Source organism: Psychrobacter immobilis (assembly GCF_904846065.1).
Lineage (GTDB): Bacteria > Pseudomonadota > Gammaproteobacteria > Pseudomonadales > Moraxellaceae > Psychrobacter > Psychrobacter immobilis_H.
In genome coordinates, this window is sequence record NZ_CAJGZV010000001.1 from 15799 (window position 1) to 33014 (window position 17216).

The 17216-nt window shown below is 43.4% G+C and carries 15 protein-coding genes; 11 read left to right on the plus strand and 4 right to left on the minus strand.

The genetic code is table 11. The annotated features are described in order from the left end of the window. Positions 1 to 113: 113 nt before the first annotated feature. The 10 genes from nqrF to JMW64_RS00110 all read left to right on the plus strand — a co-directional run bounded on the left by nqrF (position 114) and on the right by JMW64_RS00110 (position 13197). Positions 114 to 1349: an NADH:ubiquinone reductase (Na(+)-transporting) subunit F gene (gene nqrF, locus JMW64_RS00065; protein ID WP_045447641.1), complete on the plus strand. Its 1236-nt coding sequence runs from the start codon at positions 114 to 116 to the stop codon at positions 1347 to 1349. A 202-nt stretch (positions 1350 to 1551) separates the two neighbouring features. Then, positions 1552 to 2352, plus strand: a complete 801-nt coding sequence (locus JMW64_RS00070) for an SDR family NAD(P)-dependent oxidoreductase (RefSeq protein WP_201552142.1) — start codon at positions 1552 to 1554, stop codon at positions 2350 to 2352. A gap of 142 nt (positions 2353 to 2494) precedes the next feature. Beyond that, complete coding sequence (locus JMW64_RS00075) at positions 2495 to 3625, plus strand: FAD:protein FMN transferase (protein WP_227694000.1); 1131 nt, start codon at positions 2495 to 2497, stop codon at positions 3623 to 3625. A gap of 153 nt (positions 3626 to 3778) precedes the next feature. Further along, complete coding sequence (gene nqrM / locus JMW64_RS00080; RefSeq protein ID WP_045453840.1) at positions 3779 to 4024, plus strand: (Na+)-NQR maturation NqrM; 246 nt, start codon at positions 3779 to 3781, stop codon at positions 4022 to 4024. A 433-nt stretch (positions 4025 to 4457) separates the two neighbouring features. Beyond that, entirely contained in the window at positions 4458 to 5726 is a 1269-nt protein-coding gene (locus JMW64_RS00085; RefSeq protein ID WP_227694002.1) for an MFS transporter, read from the plus strand. Positions 5727 to 5813: 87 nt separating this feature from the next. Beyond that, positions 5814 to 6629, plus strand: coding sequence for an arylesterase (locus tag JMW64_RS00090; RefSeq protein WP_201552148.1), 816 nt, complete (start codon positions 5814 to 5816; stop codon positions 6627 to 6629). A gap of 21 nt (positions 6630 to 6650) precedes the next feature. Further along, positions 6651 to 7370 carry an ABC transporter ATP-binding protein gene (locus JMW64_RS00095; RefSeq protein WP_201552150.1) on the plus strand — a complete coding sequence of 240 codons (720 nt, stop codon included), beginning with the start codon at positions 6651 to 6653 and terminating at the stop codon, positions 7368 to 7370. Positions 7371 to 7389: 19 nt separating this feature from the next. Beyond that, positions 7390 to 10035 carry an ABC transporter permease gene (locus tag JMW64_RS00100; protein ID WP_201552152.1) on the plus strand — a complete coding sequence of 882 codons (2646 nt, stop codon included), beginning with the start codon at positions 7390 to 7392 and terminating at the stop codon, positions 10033 to 10035. A 447-nt stretch (positions 10036 to 10482) separates the two neighbouring features. Next, positions 10483 to 11391, plus strand: a complete 909-nt coding sequence (locus JMW64_RS00105; protein ID WP_201552154.1) for a TRADD-N-associated membrane domain-containing protein — start codon at positions 10483 to 10485, stop codon at positions 11389 to 11391. A gap of 489 nt (positions 11392 to 11880) precedes the next feature. Beyond that, positions 11881 to 13197, plus strand: coding sequence for a valine--pyruvate transaminase (locus tag JMW64_RS00110; protein ID WP_201552156.1), 1317 nt, complete (start codon positions 11881 to 11883; stop codon positions 13195 to 13197). Positions 13198 to 13222: 25 nt separating this feature from the next. On the opposite strand, the gene JMW64_RS00115 is transcribed toward JMW64_RS00110, so the two are convergent. The 4 genes from JMW64_RS00115 to hisB form a co-directional block, all read right to left on the minus strand. Next, entirely contained in the window at positions 13223 to 14344 is a 1122-nt protein-coding gene (locus tag JMW64_RS00115; protein ID WP_201552158.1) for a hypothetical protein, read from the minus strand. A gap of 98 nt (positions 14345 to 14442) precedes the next feature. Next, positions 14443 to 14817, minus strand: a complete 375-nt coding sequence (locus JMW64_RS00120) for a hypothetical protein (RefSeq protein ID WP_045453863.1) — start codon at positions 14815 to 14817, stop codon at positions 14443 to 14445. A gap of 183 nt (positions 14818 to 15000) precedes the next feature. Beyond that, positions 15001 to 15645, minus strand: coding sequence for an imidazole glycerol phosphate synthase subunit HisH (hisH, locus tag JMW64_RS00125; RefSeq protein ID WP_201552160.1), 645 nt, complete (start codon positions 15643 to 15645; stop codon positions 15001 to 15003). After that, positions 15645 to 16310 (minus strand): imidazoleglycerol-phosphate dehydratase HisB, encoded by a 666-nt coding sequence (hisB, locus tag JMW64_RS00130; protein WP_045453866.1) that lies wholly within the window; start codon positions 16308 to 16310, stop codon positions 15645 to 15647. The genes hisH and hisB overlap by 1 nt, the downstream gene beginning before the upstream one ends. Positions 16311 to 16711: 401 nt before the next feature. Between hisB and JMW64_RS00135 the strand changes: the two genes are divergently transcribed. Beyond that, positions 16712 to 17134, plus strand: coding sequence for a hypothetical protein (locus JMW64_RS00135; protein ID WP_201552162.1), 423 nt, complete (start codon positions 16712 to 16714; stop codon positions 17132 to 17134). Positions 17135 to 17216 lie beyond the last annotated feature (82 nt).

Genomic DNA, 17216 nt, shown 5'->3' on the forward strand with positions numbered 1-17216 from the left:
TTAACAGCCTATTTAGCGATTTGACCTATTTAATTCATTTATTCGGTAGGGGTTCAGGAAACACGCAATGACGTCTTTTCGCACCCCTACTCCATAGATTAAGGATACCTACCATGGATTACGCTACGGCGATTGGTGGCGTTGCTATGTTTACCTTGATCATCATGGGCCTCGTTGCCATTATTTTGGCGGCGCGCTCAAGACTGGTCAGTTCAGGCGATGTTACCATCCATATCAATGATAATCCCGATAATGACGTCGTGACCCCAGCAGGCGGTAAATTACTACAAACCCTTGCAAGCGAAGGTATTTTCTTATCTTCAGCCTGTGGTGGCGGTGGTACTTGTGCGCAGTGTCGCTGCCGCGTTATTGAAGGGGGCGGCTCTATCTTGCCCACCGAAGAAGGCTATTTTACTCAAGGCGAAATTCGCAATCACATGCGTTTGGCTTGTCAGGTAGCCGTTAAGCAAGACATGAAAATCGAGATTGACCCTGAGTTTTTTGATGTACAAAAGTGGGAATGTGAAGTTCTCTCTAATGATAACGTTGCTACCTTTATTAAAGAGCTGGTCCTTAAAATTCCAGATGGCGAAGAAGTGAACTTCCGTGCTGGTGGTTATGTGCAGTTAGAGGCGCCACCGCATGAAGTGCATTATAAAGACTTTATCATTGACGAAGAATACCGCGAAGACTGGGAAAAATTTGGTATTTTCAACTATGTCTCAAAAGTTGATGAGCCAGTTATTCGTGCTTACTCGATGGCCAACTACCCTGAAGAAAAAGGCCTTATTAAGTTTAATATTCGTATCGCTAGTCCACCGCCACGCGGTCCTGACGGTATTCCACCAGGCAAAATGTCATCATGGGTATTTAGCCTAGTACCTGGCGATAAAGTGACGGTTTCAGGTCCTTATGGTGAATTCTTTGCCAAAGAGACTGACGCTGAAATGATTTTCGTTGGTGGTGGTGCTGGTATGGCACCAATGCGCTCGCACATCTTCGATCAGCTTAAACGCTTACATACTAAGCGTAAAATCAGCTTTTGGTATGGTGCACGCTCTATCCGTGAGATGTTCTATGTTGAAGATTATGATCAACTAGCAGAAGAGTTTGATAACTTTGAGTGGCATGTGGCTTTATCTGATCCATTACCAGAAGACAATTGGGAAGGTCCAACCGGCTTTATCCATAATGTACTACTTGAAAATTATCTGAAAAACCATCCAAACCCAGAAGACTGTGAATACTACATGTGTGGGCCACCGATGATGAATGCGGCGGTCATCGACATGCTACACAGCTTAGGCGTGGAAGATGAAAATATCATGCTTGATGACTTCGGTGGTTAAGTGAGTAACTAAGCAAGTGGCTAAGCAAATGGTTACGTAAAAAAGTATTCTAAAGTGATAAATAAAAAAGAGTCTCAATTGAGGCTCTTTTTTTGGCTTTGACTAAATGTAACCCTTGCATAATAAGCCTACAAATCTAAATAGCAGACCGCCTGCCCTCTGCTATATTATTAATTGTTTATTGCCTTAAGAAAGGATTCCTATGAAAACCAACATTAAAGATTTGACCATTTGGATTACTGGTGCTTCTAGTGGTATCGGTGCAGCATTGTCTATCGCCTTTGCCAAACATAGTGCCACCATTATTTTAAGTGGGCGTGATGAGGCAAAATTAGTAGCAGTCAAAAACCGCTGTAAAAACAGCAAAAACCATTTCATCATCCCTTTTGATATCACCGATGCCAAACAAGCAAAAGACGCGTATAAGACAGCTAAAGCTCAAGCCGGACAAATTGATTGGCTTATTAATAATGCTGGCATCAGTCAACGCTCGCTTATTATGGAAACCACTGAAGAAGTTGAGCGCCAAATTATGGAGATAGATTATTTTGCGCAGACACGTCTGACCAGACTAGTACTGCCCAATATGATCGCGCAAGGCAGCGGCAAAATTGTCATGGTATCAAGTGTTGCAGGTTTATTAGGCACACAATATCGCGGCGCTTATGGAGCAGCCAAAGCCGCACTTCATATGTGGGCAAACAGTCTGCGTGCAGAACTGCATGAACAAGGCATAGAGGTGGCGACGATATTCCCAGGATTTATTCAAACCAGTATTTCTATTAACGCCTTGACTGGTGACGGTAGCGCGCAAGGAACGATGGACGAGGCAACCAATAAAGGATTAACCACAGCTACCTTTGCCAAACAAGTTGTCAAAGCCCTGATTAAGGGTGAAGAATATATCATCGTGGCAGGTAATAAAGAAAAGCTGGCGACCACGGTCAATCGCCTATCGCCGCCAAAACTATATAAGCTCATCCGTGAATCAAAAGTAAAATAAATCTAGTCGTTTAAGCCACTAGGTCTTAAGTCGATGATTGGCGTTATGGGTGACAAGGGGTGTAAAATGGGCGACGCTAATAGAATGTGCCACTCACCCTTTTGCCATAAAAGCCATTATGATTAATATGAGAAAACCAATAATGCAAAAATCAGCCCCACTCTCATTGTCTAGAAAATCGATGAAAACCACCTTATTGCCCGTTATGGCTATCAGTGCTGTATTCAGTCTTAGTGCTTGCCAGCAAACGCCAGATTATGATTATCTCAGCGGTGAGACCATGGGAACGAGCTACCATATCAGTTATCAGCTACCTGCGGATGCAGATGAAGCAGCCATCCAAGCGTCGATTGATAAGCGCTTGCAGCAAATCAATGACAGTATGTCTACCTATCAAGCAGACTCTACTATCTCTCAGTTCAACCAGTTAGGTAAAGACATCCCCCTCACTATCGATGCAGATTTTGCTCACGTGCTTGATGTGTCACGAATCGTCTATCAGCAATCTGGTGGCGCCTTTGATCCTACCGTCATGCCATTGGTAGAGACTTGGGGCTTTGGTAGCACCATGACCGTTGAGCGCTTGCAAAGTCCGCCAACAGCACTTGAGATTGCTCAAGCAAAAGCCTTGGTAGATTTTGAGAGCATCATACAAAAAGAGCAGAGCATTTATAAAACCAAAGATGGCGTCGGGCTTGATTTCTCAGCAGTTGCTAAAGGTTATGGCGTCGATGTGATTGCCGATGTACTCAGAGATGACTATCAAATTCGCAACTACATGGTAGAGATAGGGGGTGAAATTGCAACCTCTGGGGTCAATAACCAACAGCAGCCGTGGCAAATTGCGATTGATGCGCCTATTGAGGACAGTACGGTCAGCGAGCGTCAGACAATATCAGCGATTCGTCAACCCATCAATACCGATAATCAGATGTATTTGGCAACTTCTGGCAACTATCGTAATTCCGTCATATTCGACGGTCAGCGCTACAGTCATACGATTGACCCCACCACTGGCAAGCCTATCGCGGGCGGCGTACCATCGGTAACCGTTGCAGCAGACTCAGTCGCACTAGCAGATGCGTGGGCAACCGCCCTCACTGCAATGCCTTATGAAAAAGCCCTTGCAACAGCCAAAGCACAAGATATAGCCGCCTTGTTTGTTGTCTTAGCTGATGAGGCAAAGACGACGGGTTCTGATAAGAATACTGACCAGTGGCAAGTGGTACAAACACCAGCGATGCAAGCATTACGTGCTGACAAACAGCCTTAGAGCTTGGTGGCAATAGAACTTAGTCGCAATACTGTAAACGGCTCGATAACCATCAACGAGCCATACAAAAATTTGCTATACTGGTTTTGCTATACTATTAAGGTATTACTCCAGTAGATAGCCACACTATTTTTAAAAATCGAGGTTTCCTCTATGCTTAGTCAATTGCTTCCCATGCTTGCCATTACCTTTACCGTATTCGTCCTGTTCTTTATCTTTATGGGTATCGGTTATATGGTTAAAAAGAAGCCGCTTAGAGGATCTTGTGGCGGCGTTGCTAAACTAATGGGTGATGAAAATTGCTCGTTTTGTGGAAATGATCCCAATAAGTGTGATTCAATCGTGGCAGAACAGCAAGAAAACGCCCTTAAAGCCGCTCAGCTAGGCAGACCTGTATAGCTAAATTCTTATAAATACCGCGTCTGTTACCATACGCTGGTAGTATTTACCTAACATCTGTTCTTATAATAGCGTCTAGTCCTTTGCAAGGGACTGGCGCTATTTTTAGTTGTGCCAGCCGCGACGTATCTAGTTAGCATCGCTTCAAGACATTTTGGATATCAATACGGCACGTGCAAGGCCTGTTAATAATAGTAGACTAAATAAATCTAATACCGTATCCAGTTGATAGGCGATTGAAGATAAGCGCGCTTTCAAAATGGTTACTCATATATCTTGTATTCTGCAAGTAATCTCTAGTTCTAATTTACGATTCTAATTAATGATTTTAGTCACCGTCTAGGTGCGTTTTCTTTGGTGTTATTTACAAGCGACGATGGTTCGGCGCTGTTTAATGACGTGTCCTTTTTCTTATTCTAATAGTCGTGCTGCTATGTCTACCTCTACTGATTTGCCACCTGATGTGCCATTACAGTCTCATTCAGATACGCCGTCACCGTTTGAGCTGCCCTCCTCACGCTTCACTTTTTGGCTCATTTTATGTGCCATGATTTTGCTCGCCACCAATATGCGTGCGCCTATTGTTGCTCTCGGCTCTATTGCCCCTGTCGTACAAGATGCCCTCAATATCTCTGAGACGCAGATTGGTTGGCTAGGGGCAGTGCCCATGCTGACTTTTGCGGTGGGCGCACTGATCGCGCCAGCCATTGGTAAGCGTTTTGGGCTTGAGAATACACTCATTGCGATGATTGCATTATTAACGATTGGTATGATGATTCGTACCGTTATTCCCACTTGGTCTGGGTTTTTGATTGGTACGTTATTGTTGACCCTGGCTATCGGTTTTGCGAATACCTTAGCTGCCCCTGTTATTAAACAGCGTACGCCCAAGCATATTCCACTCATAACAGGGCTATTTAGTCTAACGATGACGGTAACGGCAGGCATCGTCGCTGGAGTTGTACTACCATTATCTGAGCAAGTGGGCTGGCAATGGGCACTGGGTGGGTGGTCGCTATTGGGTATTTTTGCGATCATTATTTGGATATTTTTGCGGTTGCGTCTTGGTTCGTCTAGTCATCAAGCCATTGTAACACCTACCTCTGGAGCATCTGACATCTCCATGTGGCGTACGCCTTTTGCTTGGCAAATTGCGGTATTTATGGGGCTGCAATCACTATTATTTTATACTGTTGCCAGTTTTTTGCCATCCATTTGGGTCAGCAAAGGGCTATCTGCAGTGCAGGCAGGACAAATGGCTTCAGTGTTTCAGTTTATGGCGCCAGTCTCTATTTTGAGCCTGACGTGGCTGATCAATCGCGGCCGCCCTATTCAGGCGCTGGCGGTGTTTGCAGCGGTGCTGAATGTTATTGGTATTTTAGGAATCAATTATTTATCTACCGACCTCGCGTGGTTGTGGTCAGGTCTGATGGGCATTGGCTGCTCCGCTATTTTTACCTTAAGTATGATGCTGTTCCCCTTACGTACTTATACGACCAACCAATCTAGTGAGCTGTCTGGTATGGCGCAATTCGTCGGTTATTTGATTGCCTTTTTTGGTCCCTTAGGGACAGGTTGGCTACATGAAGCGACTGGCAGCTGGGATTTACCCCTATTCATTATGCTCATTTTGATGGTTATCAACGTCGTCATTGCTTGGGTAGTGGGTCGTCCAGTGATGGTCGATGGCAAAAAGCTTTAATATCAAAAACTACAGTAACCTTAGGATAATATTGGTGTCTGTCTTATTTTGCTACACTGGTTTGATTGCTTATAGGACAGAATAATCATGATGAATTTATCCATTCGTTTCGCTCGACACTTACCAACATTGGCTATGTTAACAGCCGTAATGGCGCTCGGTGGTTGCCAAAAACCATCTGAACCTAGCACCGATAATGGCATGCAAAACAGTACTCAAACTGCCGAACCTCAAACGACAAAATCTGAGCAATCGGCAACATCCACTGCACAGCAAGCGCCATTAACGATCTTGGCATTGGGCGACTCCCTGACAGAAGGTCTTGGGGTGGATAAAGATGACAACTATCCTGCTCAGTTAGAAGATCGTCTGCAAGCAATGGGTTACGACAATGCCAAAGTTATCAATTCAGGATTGAGCGGTGAAACCAGCACGGGATTGGTCAATCGCTTAGACTGGGTGTTACAAACTAAGCCTGATGTGACGATTTTGACTATCGGTGCTAACGATGCCATACGCGGTATCGATGTGGCGACAGTTGAAGCCAATATTCGTACCGCGGTCAAACGTCTACAGGATAATGGCAGTATCGTCATTTTGGGCGGCATGCAAATCTATGACAACCTTGGCTCTGAGTATGTAAAATCATTTGCAGCGATATATCCTCGCGTCGCCAAAGACATGAACGTGACGCTGATTCCTTTCTTCTTGGATGGTGTGGGCGGTGATCCTGCGCTCAATCAAGCCGACGCAATTCATCCGACCAAAGAGGGCTACGCGATTATCGTTAATGACAATATCCTACCTATTCTAGCGCCTAAACTAGAAGCGCTAAAAATAGCCGATGCAGACAATGCAACTGAAAATGCTCAAGACGATACGACAAAAAATACGATAAATTAGACTACTTAACGAGACACTGTAATGACATCATCACCTTCGATTGCCGCTTCAACGCCACAAGTAGATTATAAAAAAGAAGTCCTCCTCACCGCCTCGCAATTAAACAAAACCGTGCAAGTCGGCGAGCAAACCCTATCAATCATTAAAGACGTAGATATCTATGTCAACGCTGGCGAGTTTGTGGTCATTATGGGCAAATCAGGCTCAGGTAAATCCACCTTACTAGGATTACTGGCGGCATTAGACTATCCCGATAGCGGTACGGTGTCGCTAGCAGGTCAAATGCTCAGCAGTCTTGACGAAGATGCGCTAGCGGTCATTCGTCAGCACGATATGGGCTTTGTCTTTCAGTCGTTTCACCTACTGCCAACCTTGACAGTAGCCGAAAACATCGCCTTTCCACTTGATATTGCGAGACGTCCAAACCCAGCACGAGTAGACGAGCTTATTGACGCCGTTGATTTGGGTCATCGACGTCATAGCTTACCCAATCAGTTGTCAGGTGGTGAGCAGCAGCGTACAGCTGTTGCACGAGCACTGGTATCGCATCCAAAAATCGTGTTCGCCGATGAGCCAACGGGCAACCTCGATGAGCAAAATGCCGATCAAGTTATGCAGCTGCTATTGGACTTACGTCAACAGGTTGGCTCGGCGCTGGTGGTGGTGACTCATGACCCTGCACTTGCCGAAATGGCAGATCGTGTCATCACCATGCATGATGGGCGGATTGTACCTACATGAATAACTGGATTGTATCTTAATGAATCGTAAGCCCACAGACAATAAACCACCAGCTGATACAAAAAAGACTGATACCAGTATGCGTCAAGAGTCCAGCTATCCTAGCGGTATCCTAAACCAATTATTTACCCGTACCCTAGGTTTTCAAACACTGGGCGCGCAAGCACTCAGCCGTAGCTGGTGGCAGCGCTGGGTATATCCAGTATTGTTTCTACTGACATTAACCCTGTCGCTTGCAACTTACCTAACCCTCGACTCTGTGCAGCAGTCTGTCGATCGCTATATCAATGACAATCAGCGCGCGCTCGTTGGTGGCGATTTGATTTTAAACAGTAAGCAAGACTGGCCAAGTGAAGTATTGACGCAGGTAGAAACCATCCCCGATACGCAGACGGTGTATGACTATCAGTTTAGCGCCATGCTGGTCAATGATGAGCAAACCTTGCTTGCCAGCATTAAAGCGGTCACGCCGTCTTATCCCTTATACGGTACAGCGGAGCTTGCCTCAGGACAGCCGCTGTGGGAGCAGCTAACCTCTGACAGTGTCATCGTCGCGCCAGAAGTGCTCAGTAGTCTACAGGCCAATGTCGGTGACCGTATCACCATTGGCGATGCGCAGTTCACAATAAGTGATGTATTGACCAAAGAGCCTGATCGTCCGCTGACCACCTTTGGGTTTGGTGGACGTGTCTTAATGCATGAGGACTCACTCGCAGCGACCAATCTGTTGGGTCAACGTAGCCGCATAAACTATCGTATTGAGATGGCAGGCGATCCCGAACTGATAACGACGCAGCGTGACAAGCTCACAGATATTCTAACCAATTACCCTGATATCGAGCTCTCTGACGCAGAGTCCGCAGACACTTCGGTCTCACGTATCTCTGATAATGTACTGATGTTTTTAAAATTACTGGTCATCGCGGTGCTGCTACTATCTGCGGTCGCCATGTACGGCGTCATTAGTGCGTTTGTCACCAAGCAGCAGTCTAGTAACGCCATTCGCTTGGCATTGGGTGAGCCGCTTGGCTCACTCAAACGTAGCTATTATCAATTGCTTATCGTCACCACTGCCATTGCTTGTGTCGCCGCGATTATACTGAGTCTAGGTTTGCTTAAAATCGGTCAGCCGTATCTGGTGGCTATCTTGCCTGCCGATGTTGGTCTCGCCATCAATCCAATCAGTGCAATTAAGACTATTGTGATTGCCTTAGCTCTGACGTTGCTAATTGCGCAGCGTGGTTTGAGCGCGCTTAACACCACCAAACCCGCTACCCTACTCAATCAAGGTGCGAGTACGCAAACACAAAATTTACCTTGGTATCGACGCGTGCCGCTACTATGGTATGGCTTGGTGCTGGCAGGGCTGTATGCCTTCTTTGCTTATGAAGTTGGCTCACTGTCATTAGGAGCACATTTATTGGGCGGCTTGATTGGCTTTGTGGCGATATTTTGGCTATTGGCGCGTGGGTGGCTCTGGCTGCTTAACAAGTTGGCGAGCAATACCAAGGTCAGCTGGATGCAGCGTATCGCTATTCATAACCTTGCGCGTAAAGGCAACCAATCGGCCTTGTTCTTTGTCACTTTATCGTTATCCGTGGCGGTGCTGACGCTTATCACCACACTCAATCACAGTATCAATGCGCAGTTTATCAATGCCTATCCTGAAGATGCACCTAACTTATTTCTGCTGGATGTGCAGAGCGATCAACATGACGATATTGATGCGATCATTGAAGCACCTGTCACCTATTATCCGGTCATTCGTGCCCGTGTGGAGACGGCCAATGATGTCCTAGTAAAAGATATCGAGCCTGAGGATGGGTTTGATGACCCTACGCGTGTGTTTAATTTGAGCTACGCAGATACGGTCATGGAGACCGAATACATTACTGAATCACTCACAGATGACGCGCTATACACCCCTATCGATGCGACAGATGAGCAAGTCAAACCCTTGTCTATTTTAGATACTGCCGCCAGTATGCTCAATGTCGGCATGGGTGATCAAGTACGATTTAATATTCAAGGGATTGAGATCGTCGGGCAGATTACCAGTATTCGCACGCGCTATGAGCGTGGCCCAAGCCCGTATTTCTATTTCTTATTTGAGCCGTCTGTGCTGTCCGCTGCCCCGCAGATTCAGTTTGCTACTGCACACGTACCAGAAGATGCAATTCCAGAACTACAAGGCAAACTGGTACGCGAGTTCCCTGCTGTCACCACCATTGATGGCACTGCCATTGCGAAGCAAATCCAAGAGCTGGTGGTACAAATGAGCCGCTTGGTCTATGTGTTCACCTTGCTTGCCCTACTCACTGGCGTCATGGTGCTGATCAGCTCGCTACTGTCTACCTCGCAAGATCGTATGAAGGACAGCGCGTCCTTTAGACTGCTGGGTATGCAAAAGCGTGACTTGTATATGCTCAACATTCTAGAGCTGGGTGTGCTTGGTATTAGTGCGGCGACCTTTGCCGTGGTCATCGCCAGCGTTGGCGCATGGGCGGCAATCACGCAATGGTTTAACCTACAATTTAGTGTGCCGTGGGCAAACTTAGGACTCGGTGGTATTGCGTTAGTTGCTTTGCTGTTTGCCATTGCTATTATTTATGTGAAACTGGTGATTGGACGCGGAATTATGGCGAGAGTTAGGGCGATGGTTTAGAATGAGAAGGGCTGAAAGTGTGTTAAGTTTTAACCCCTATAAAAGGACTTCTAAATAGGGGTTTTTTCATTTGCTATTATTTATTAGTATAAACGATGCGGTGGCTAAGGTTTGGTGCGTCTCTTGCCAGCATAACTACACCAAACCCTAGCTCTTGTAATGTGCTCAATGTACCAAAATAAACACTTCTATCAGGGCTAAGCTTTAACTTAATAATTGCTAAATATAATAAAATATTGAAGAGTATCAATTTCTACATTAAATTATTTCTATAAAAATATAGTCCAATATCTGTACAATACATCCTATATCAAATCACTTACTCTTAGCGAGATTTAATAGAATATTTGAAATTACTTACCTCAGGTAAATTTAGTCAGCTTAAATATTAAATCTATTTATGAAAGCTTTTATACTTCAGCAGCCTATAAACTTTAGAGACTTATTATGATAGAAGAAGAAAATCTATATGAAGCTGAAATTTCAGCTAAGGCTAAAGAAGAAAATACAACCTTTCCTATAGAGCCCATAGTTGAGAAAAAAGAACCACCCTTGATCAAATATCTAAAATATAAAGGAAATTTTGCCAGAGTTGTAGCGTTTGTATCTTTAATAATCATTACTACAGTACTAACCATAGGTTTAGCATATTATACTTTCTTTAACTTCATACCTTATATTTGGATTTGGGGCACAGACCCTGTCAGCTTTAAAATTATTTTTGCAATAATAATTCTATTCTTTATTTGGATATTACCTTTCTTACCTATTATATTTCTAGGACCATATGTATCTAATATCCTCTCATTATTTGCAAACAATGTTGAGAAAGAGTTTAAAGAAAACTTGGCTAATATCGAAAAGCAACAAATTCACTACAAAGACATTTTAGATGAGAGTGATGCAGAAAAACTTATACCTCTTATTACACATAGCCGGATTGAATTAGAACAATATTATTCTATTGCATTACATCAAACTACAAAAAGTTTTAGATACTCTATTGGTGCTATGACTATTGGCCTGATTATTATATTTCTAGGAATGTTTTCTTATATTTTCCCTAACGACTTTTTAAATAATGAAGTTAGAAATGGAAATTTCCAACCGCTTGTAATAACTAGTGGTATAGTTTTAGAGCTAATATCAGTCATATTCCTCTCCATATATAAAACATCATTAGGTAGGTTAACTTATTTTTACGATAGACAAGTTTTTATACATAATGCTATGTTTGCTTTCAAAATATCTAAAACCATGGAGGAACAAGATGTCTCTAAAAAGCTAATCGTGGAGAAAATTCTTGACTTTGGTAGCAAATCCAATAGTGATTATAAAAAAATTAAAATAGGATAAATTTGTAAGATTTACTCTAAGTATCATTGACGTCATTTTTAGTTTTGGACATCACATTTGTAATCATCACTTGTTAGAATAAGTTTGCTTTAATAGTTTGTCTACTTTATCAGTGTGTAGAACTCACTCTAATACCCAAACTTAATTTAAGGTTTCAATTAACGTAGTAAACTTCACCATAATAAGTTTTTTTATCTCTGATTGAGACGGTAGCTTAGTGGGTTTAGGTGCTGTGCGCTATAGACCACTAATTACAAACAAAAAGCAGGTTTTCGCTACAAAACTCTCAGCCCCTAAAACCAAAACGCCTTCTACTCATCTAGAGAGCGTTTTTTCGCTTCACTAGATGTATATGCATACAACCCAATATCAGCCATGCAGTTTGCTGATTTATTGGGGGAATTACCTAGCCCTCATTTGCTATACTAGCCTAATTTTTATCAATCAAATTCCTTCTTATCAAACCCTCCAAAACAGCATGGTAGTCTTATGAAATTCTCAAAGTTCGGTCAAAAATTTACCCAGCCCACTGGCATCTCACAATTGATGGACGATTTGGGCGACGCGCTAAAAAGCGATCAGCCAGTCAACATGCTGGGCGGTGGTAACCCTGCCAAAATTGATGCCGTTAATGAGCTATTTTTGGAGACGTATAAAGCGCTTGGCAATGATAATGATGCAGGTGAGGCTAACAGCAGCGCGATTATCAGCATGGCGAATTACTCTAATCCACAAGGGGATGCCGCATTTATCGATGCCTTGGTTGGCTTCTTTAACCGTCATTATGATTGGAATCTCACGTCAGAAAATATCGCCCTCACCAATGGCTCACAGAATGCGTTTTTCTATCTATTTAATCTGTTTGGCGGCGCTTTCGCTGACGAACAGAGCCAGTCTGTAAACAAATCCATTCTACTGCCATTGACCCCTGAGTATATCGGCTATAGCGACGTGCATGTCGAAGGTCAGCATTTCGCAGCGGTATTGCCACATATCAATGAAGTGACTCATGATGGCGCGGAAGGTTTCTTTAAATACCGTGTCGATTTTGACGCATTAGAGAACTTGCCAGCGCTGAAAGAAGGCCGTATTGGCGCGATTTGCTGCTCACGCCCGACCAACCCGACTGGCAACGTGCTGACTGATGAAGAGATGGCGCATTTGGCCGAGATTGCCAAACGTTATGACATACCGCTTATCATCGATAATGCCTACGGTATGCCCTTCCCTAACATCATCTATTCAGACGCGCATTTGACGTGGGATAACAATACGATTCTGTGCTTTAGCCTGTCTAAAATTGGTCTGCCCGGTATGCGTACGGGTATTATCGTTGCCGATGCAAAAGTTATCGAAGCGGTCAGCGCGATGAATGCTGTGGTGAATCTAGCGCCGACACGCTTCGGTGCAGCGATTGCCACGCCACTGGTAGAAAACGATCGTATCAAGCAGTTAGCTGATAATGAGATTAAACCGTTTTATCAAAAGCAGGCGACCCTTGCCGTGAAGCTGTTAAAAGAATCTTTGGGTGATTACCCGTTGATGATTCATAAGCCTGAAGGCGCGATTTTCTTATGGCTATGGTTTAAAGACTTACCGATTACCACGGTTGAGCTATACGAGATTTTAAAAGAAAAAGGCACACTCATCGTACCAAGTCAGTATTTCTTCCCTGGTGTCGATGTTAGCGATTATCAGCATGCGCATGAATGTATTCGTATGAGTATCGCGGCGGATGAGCAGACGCTGACTGATGGTATTGCAGCGATTGGTGAAGTAGTGCGTGAGTTGTATGATAAAAAATAGGTTTGTAAAGGTCTTGGTGGCGTCTCTATAGAGCCACCTTTATCCTAATATATTGAAAAGTATCATTAAGATCATTAAAGTTGCCGTTTTCTTTCCAGAAGGCGGCGCTATGAGTAACCGCTAAATATAAATAGCCGTCTCTTGCCCAAAATATGTCTCTTGGCTCCTCCATAGGCATCCAATGCCTAAAGCCTGCACCCATAATCGGGATGATGTCTGTTCCCTTAATTCTATACAGCTCTAGATCGGTGTATTGCTCATATGGGTTGGTATAGGCTGAGATGATATATTTTTTATTGGGCGAGATATGAGGATAATCTATAAACGTCTGCGTCGTCTCACCCGAATTTTTATCAATCATCTTATAGTCACCGCTTTCCCAGTAACCTCCACTGACCAAATACTGATTTAACGGGGCAATCTGACCTACGTACTCAAAAATCTGATACCCATCATTATCTACATTCTTATCAGTGAACGTTACTACCTTGCCAGCAGTTGGAATGGATATCACCCCATTTCTCTTTTTAATACTTTCATCTTTTGATAAAAAATCAACGGCAAGTGGACGTTTCTTCTCAAACAAAGCCTTATCAATTAGCTCTATTTTTAGGTAATCGTTAAGTGCTTTGCCATTTTCAAAAGTCTCGTAGTCTTCGCCAATGGATAGATATGCTAGTATGTCTAAATCTTTGGACGTTAGCGAGGCAGGTATAGTAGAATCCGTTTGCTCTTTTCTCACAAAGACCTTTTCCCATTTAACAACGTCTGTCTCTACAATGCCATCATTGTCCTCGTCATACTCTCTACGAATTCTGTCTTGCACCGCATACCAGTCCTTTCTATCTTCAATGACGTCTAACTTCTCACCAAAGGCATAGCTTTTCACTTTTCGAGCAGCACCGCTTGGTAACTGACGTGCGATTGCCCCATCTTTTGCCGTCACATAAACGTGTTTCAATACAGTCGTATCATCGTAGTCAATCTCGATACCATCACGATTGTACTGTGCCAAAAGTGCTGCCGATATGGGTTTATTGAGGTCAATGATGACGTTTTGACTTGCCACTGCTGAATGATAGCTAAACATCGTTAGACATAGAATAATAGAAGAAAAAATGTAAGTAGGTATTTTAAATGAAGACATAATATGGTCTGCTATATATTTTATATTATGAATTTTACACCATAAAATCCTACTTAAGTTTACTTTTTTGATATCTGAAATAAAATTACTTCGGAATATTAGCGCTGCTTTAAAAGTTTAGTAGACGGATTGAATGAACTGAATATCTTCGTCCACTTATTCAGCGCATAGAGCACGTAAGGCAGCAGGCACGTATTGATCAAATCGCGGAGGCTTGCGACCAGCTGTTCGTGGCTTAAGCCAGCCATGCCTGATGCTTCAATCGTATTTCGATTATCTAAATACTCGCCCAATAAGGCAATGCCCGTCACGACGACTAAAGCCATGAATGATCTGATGCTTTGCTTTTTAATGATAGGACGCAGCACAAGCAAACACAAAAGATAGATGCCGACGCCGACATAGATATGTAAGGCGTCTTTGGCAAGGCCAGATACTTCAATAACATTGATTTTAAAAGCGGTAAAATCCACTAGAGTATTCCAAATATAAGCAAGTAGAAAACGACTGAGAGTATCACTAAACCATGATGGCTAAACTATAATAGCTAAAGAGTGGTAGCTACAAAGTGATGGCTGAGCATAAAAAAGGCAGATTATATAATGGATAATCTACCTTCTACTAAATTAAATATTCACTTCACGTTTATCGCCTACTTACACATTCCACTCGACGAAATTTTTCAACAACTGCAAGCCAGCAGTATGACTTTTTTCTGGGTGAAACTGGGTGGCAAATAAATTATCTTGGATGACACTGGCACAAAACGGTTGACCATAGTCACATATCGTTGCCACTTGTGAGCTGTTAGTAGGCTCGCAATAATAGCTATGCACAAAGTAAAAATGCGCATTGTCCTCAATACCATGCCACAATGGGTGGTCAAAATCCATACCGCTAATGGTATTCCAACCCATATGCGGTACTTTGATGGTAGCGCCCTGCTGATCCTTCCACGTCGGGTCAAATGCTTCTACAGTGCCGTTTAAGATACCCAAGCAGTCTGTACCACCATTTTCAGCGGACTGCTCAAACAATGCCTGCATGCCCACACAAATAGCCATAACAGGCTTATTAAACACCGCATGGCGTATGACGTTATCAATCCCTGCTTCATGCATGCCAGCGATACAGTCACGCATAGCACCGACACCGGGGAAGACAATCTTATCTGCCGCAGCGACAACCTTAGGATCATTGGTGATAGAGACTTCTGCCCCTACCACTGACAAGGCTTTACTGGCGGAATGCAAATTACCCATGCCATAATCTAGTAGCGCTACTTTGGTTACTTTAGCCATTAAAACGCCTCTTTAGTCGATGGCAGAGTATTGAGTGCACGCTCATCATATTCGCACGCCATACGTAGCGCACGAGCAAACGCTTTAAAGGTAGATTCAATTTGATGATGGCTATTTTTGCCTTTTAGATTGTCTAAATGCACCGTCATCCAAGAATGATTGACGAAACCATAAAAGAATTCACTAAACAGGTCAACATCGAAATTACCGACATGCGAACGGGTAAATGGAATGTCCATGTGTAAACCCGGACGTCCTGATAGATCGACGACAGCGCGGGTCAATGCCTCATCTAGCGGCGCATAAAAGTGCCCATAACGACGAATACCCTTTTTATCGCCCAATGCTTTGTTAAATGCTTGTCCAAGGGTAATACCAGTGTCTTCAACGCTATGATGGTCATCGATAAAGGTATCACCGTTGCATTTAATCTCTAAGTCAAACAAACCGTGACGCTTGATTTGGTCAATCATATGATCCAAAAAAGGTACGCCAGTATCTACAACCCCTTGACCCGTACCATCAAGATTGACGGTACAAGTCACTTGGGTCTCAGCAGTGATGCGCTCAACGGTCGCAATACGTTCAGGGCGACCATGTAAATTTAGGTTTTTTGGTGCATTTTGCTCAGGTGTATCAGCAGTCGTCATTGCATTGGCGGTCATGGCTACTCTCTATCAGTTTTTATCAGTGAAAAGCGGTCAATAAATAAGGCAAAACATGTCTAAATATTTTACTAGTGTCTGGGTCAGCGCTAGCAAAAAATGTATTAGAAAATGATATATACAAAAGATATCAAGGTATTAGAGTTTGTACGTAATAAATATCATCTAGCCTCATCATAGCAAACCCTAACATTTACTGCCACGACCAAGCGGTAAACCACGCACAAAATTACCTCATTCTGCTAAAATAGTGTGTTCAGTATTATTAATCATGACTTGCACTGACTTTTAGATATCATATTCTACAGCCCACTTTCTATGACTTTTTGCCGTGTTATAACTTTTTGCTGTGTCATACTGCTACTTTATACGATAGAAACTCTCTGTTTATAGGAACTGCTATGCCTTTAGAAGCGATCGCCATTAATAGCTTGGATGCACCACTTATCAAAAAACCTGCTCGCGACAATGAGCTAGCAGAGCGCTTGCAGGCATTATATGATAGCGATGACGAGCAGCCTGATAGTATCGAGGTATTAAATATCGTTGAGCAGGGTTTTAAGCGCGGGCAATGTCTGTATGTCGGTATGTTCAATGACAAGCCTATCGCTGCGGTTGCCTGTTTTGATGATGGGCAAACCGACGCCAAGCGCCTGCAATATTTAACGGTACATCCACAAAATCGCGGTCGCGCTATCGATGCTAAGTTTATTAAACTGGTCTATGATGCCGAGGTAAAAAAAGGCGTCCGTGAGTTTGTCCCTGCCGATGCGGATATTCATCGTATTATGAGCGAGTATGATTTACTGCGTGTTAAAGACTAAATCGAGAGCAGAAACAGTTAATTTTGCCAATATTTGATTATTTATCGTCTTTTATCTTCTATTATGCAAAAACCACTTGACA